3 protein-coding genes are annotated in these 3,100 nt (G+C 62.4%); 1 reads left to right on the top strand and 2 read right to left on the bottom strand.

Annotation, left to right across the window (positions count from 1 at the left end; translation table 11 throughout):
• Window positions 1-1,191 (top strand): hypothetical protein (locus J4F42_22045; protein ID MCE2488205.1); only part of this gene is annotated, 1,191 nt, incomplete at its 5' end.
• Window positions 1,192-1,204: 13 nt separating this feature from the next.
• On the opposite strand, the gene gnd is transcribed toward J4F42_22045, so the two are convergent.
• Together gnd and J4F42_22035 are read right to left on the bottom strand one after the other, a co-directional pair.
• Window positions 1,205-2,185, bottom strand: coding sequence for a decarboxylating 6-phosphogluconate dehydrogenase (gene gnd / locus J4F42_22040; protein ID MCE2488204.1), 981 nt, complete (start codon window positions 2,183-2,185; stop codon window positions 1,205-1,207).
• Window positions 2,186-2,826: 641 nt separating this feature from the next.
• Window positions 2,827-3,100 (bottom strand): ankyrin repeat domain-containing protein (locus J4F42_22035; protein MCE2488203.1); only part of this gene is annotated, 274 nt, incomplete at its 5' end.

Genomic DNA, 3,100 nt, shown 5'->3' with positions numbered 1-3,100 from the left:
GGCGATGTCGATTACTTCCGGATTGCCGTACCCCAAGCCGGAACGCTGACGGTCGAGACAACCGGCAATATGGACACCGTCGGGACCCTGTGGCAGGCGGGTGAGGAGATAGCCAGAGACGACGATAGCGGCGACGACCAGAATTTCTTGCTGGTCGCCCCTGTCGCCGCCGGGATGTATGAGGTAGCGGTGCGGGGCTATGGCGCCACGACCGGACAGTACACACTCGTCGTCAACTTCGTCGTTGGCGCCCTGGATATCCCGGGGTCTGAGACCTTCCGCAGCGGTATCGGGTTCATCTCGGGCTGGGTGTGTGAGGCCGAGCAGATCGAGCTGGAGATTGACGGCGAGGCCGTCCTGAGCGTTCCCTACGGCACCGACCGGGAGGACAGCCTTGAGCCCTGCGGCGACCGCAATAACGGCTTCGTCCTGGGGATGAACTGGAACCTGCTTGGCGACGGCAAGCATACCGTGCGGGTCCTGGCCGATGGGCTGGAGTTCGGCACGGCCACCTTGAGCGTGACAACGTTCGGCGTGGAGTTCCTGACAGGCGGACAGGGCGACTACCTGCTGAGCGACTTTCCCGATACGGGTCGGCAGATACGGCTCGTATGGCAACAGGCGTTGCAGAACTTTGTGATTGTCCCGGTTTCACCCCCTGCCGAGACTGAGCCCGAAACCGAGACTGAGCCCTCGGAGGAGAGTGAGCCCACCCAGAGCGATCCACCCGTCAAGAGCGAGCTGCCCGGCGCGCTGGAAAATCCTCTTGCCGGCTCGTTCCAGAGCGGGATCGGCCTCGTGTCAGGCTGGGTATGTGGGGCCGAGCAGGTGGAGATCGAGATTGACGGCACGGCGACCTTTGCAGCCGCCTATGGCGCGAGTCGGGAGGACACGGCGGAGCGATGCGACGACAGCAACACCGGCTTCGGACTGCGGCTGAACTGGAACGCATTCGGCGACGGCGAGCACACAGTGCGGGCCTTGGCCGACGGCAAAGAGCTGGGGCGGGCAACGTTCACCGTTACCACCCTGGGCGAGACCTTCCTGACCGGCGCGAGTGGCGTGTACGATCTGCCTGACTTCCCCGAGCCGGACACAACGGTGACGGTCGAGTGGCAGGAGGCAAGCCAGAATTTTGTGATTATTGAGGCAGCTGGAGTTGAGGGGCAGAGTCCCGATTCCGTGCAGTGATTGAGTCGGCTGCTCAGGTTTTCGGTTTCCCCTCGTCGTGGCCGCCAAACTTCCGGCGCATGGCCGACAGCAGCTTGTCGGCAAACGTCGGGCTGCGGCGAGATCGGAAGCGGGCGGACAGAGCCGCGGACAAGACCTGGGCCGGCACGGCTTCCTCAACTGCGGTCATCACCGTCCAGCGTCCCTCGCCCGAGTCTTCGACAAGCCCGCTATAGGCCTCAAGCTCGGGACTCTCGGCCAGCGCCGTCGCCGTCAGGTCGAGCAGCCACGAAGAGACCACGCTGCCACGGCGCCAGACCTCGGCAATATCGGCCAGATTGAACTCGTAGCGGTAGTCTTCGGGCAGGCCGGGCTGATTGGCGCTGCGCAGAATATCAAAACCCTCGGCATAGGCTTGCATCAGCCCGTATTCAATCCCGTTGTGGATCATTTTCACAAAGTGGCCGGCCCCGGTCGGTCCGCAGTACACATAGCCATGCTCGGCGGTTCCGCCCGAGGTTCGGCCTGGCGTGGGGGCTGCCTGGTCCCGTCCCGGGGCAAGGCTGCGAAAGATCGGCTCAAGCTGCCGGACAACAGCCTCAGGCCCACCGATCATCAGGCAATAGCCGCGCTCCAGGCCCCACACCCCGCCGCTGGTGCCCACATCAAGATAGTGAATCCCCTTTGGCTGTAGAGCCTGAGCGCGCCGAATATCGTCTTTGAAATAGCTGTTCCCCCCGTCAATGATGATGTCTCCGGCCGCCAAGCCCTCAGCCACGACCGACACAAGCTCTTCGGTGACCGAACCGGCCGGCAGCATGAGCCACACGACACGGGGCGGGCTGAGGTGTTGGAGCAGGTCGCTGACAGCGCTCGCTCCGCGCGCTCCCTCATCAAGCAGCTGGCCTATCCTGCCAGACTCCTGATCGTAGACTACACACTCGTGCCCGCCCAGCAGGAGTCTGCGAACCAGGTTTGCTCCCATGCGTCCCAGGCCAATCATGCCGACTTGCATGTCGATTCCTCGTCCGGACCGCGACAAGCGACCGGTCTGGAGTGTCGGTGGACGAACATGGCCGGGCCAGGAGTTGGCGCTGATATCCGACCTGTTTACACCAGCGTTTCAGTTCCCGGCGAATATACCCCGGCTCCAGCCCCAAGGCCGCGCAGATATTGACAAAGGAAAAGGGCCAGCTCGCTTCGTCCGAAAAAATCCATTCTTCGGCTTCTCTGGCCAGGCGCTGGGCTCGTCGGCTGCTCTTCAGACCTTGCTTCTGCAAACATGTGATGGCGTCCTCGAGGACCGCCCGCATCAGCGCGAGTTCTCCGCTCTCCAGCCTGTGGGCCGGAGCCCAGAACTGTTCGGGCAGAATTGCGCATGAAGCTTCCCCAAGCGTATATGCATTCGCCGCTGTTTGGGACACCGCTTTTTCCATAGGATCACCCCCGTTTCCACGCCCCACCTCGGGCCTGTTGATGTGCAGAGTTGTGTACTATGAAAAGAGCAAATTAGATGCCAAAAATTCGTGGTTTACCTTGAGTTGGATGGCCGTCAATACGGACCATTTTCGGGCCTGACAGGGCTGCTGGGGGCGCCTGTGCGGGCTGGACGGTATCATGTTATATCCTTTAGACATACCGGGCGAGCATGGGCGGCTAGTCTTTGCGGCGACGGTCTTCTGCGCCGTTGGCAATCAGGTAATCAACAACATCCTGGCGCTGGTACTGCCAGGCCGACAACATGGGCGTATAGCCGCTGGTATTCTCGGGATCAACCTCCACTCCCCCCTCGATCATGGCCGTGGCGGTCTCCAGGTGGCCCTCTCCGGCAGCCCAGTGCAGGGCGGTATTGCCCCGGCGGTCTTTGACCGCAGTGTCCGCCCCGGCCTCCATCAAGGCTTTGACGACTTCGGTATGACCGCCTTCGGCG

The sequence above is a fragment of the Desulfurellaceae bacterium genome (genome assembly GCA_021296095.1).
Classification (GTDB): Bacteria; Desulfobacterota; Binatia; order Bin18; family Bin18; genus JAAXHF01.
This window is presented reverse-complemented; position numbering and strand designations above follow the sequence as displayed.

Bases quoted from the DNA above. Each gene is read 5' to 3' on its own strand.
- gnd (MCE2488204.1), bottom strand. From the start codon at position 2,185: ATGCAAGTCGGCATGATTGGCCTGGGACGCATGGGAGCAAACCTGGTT.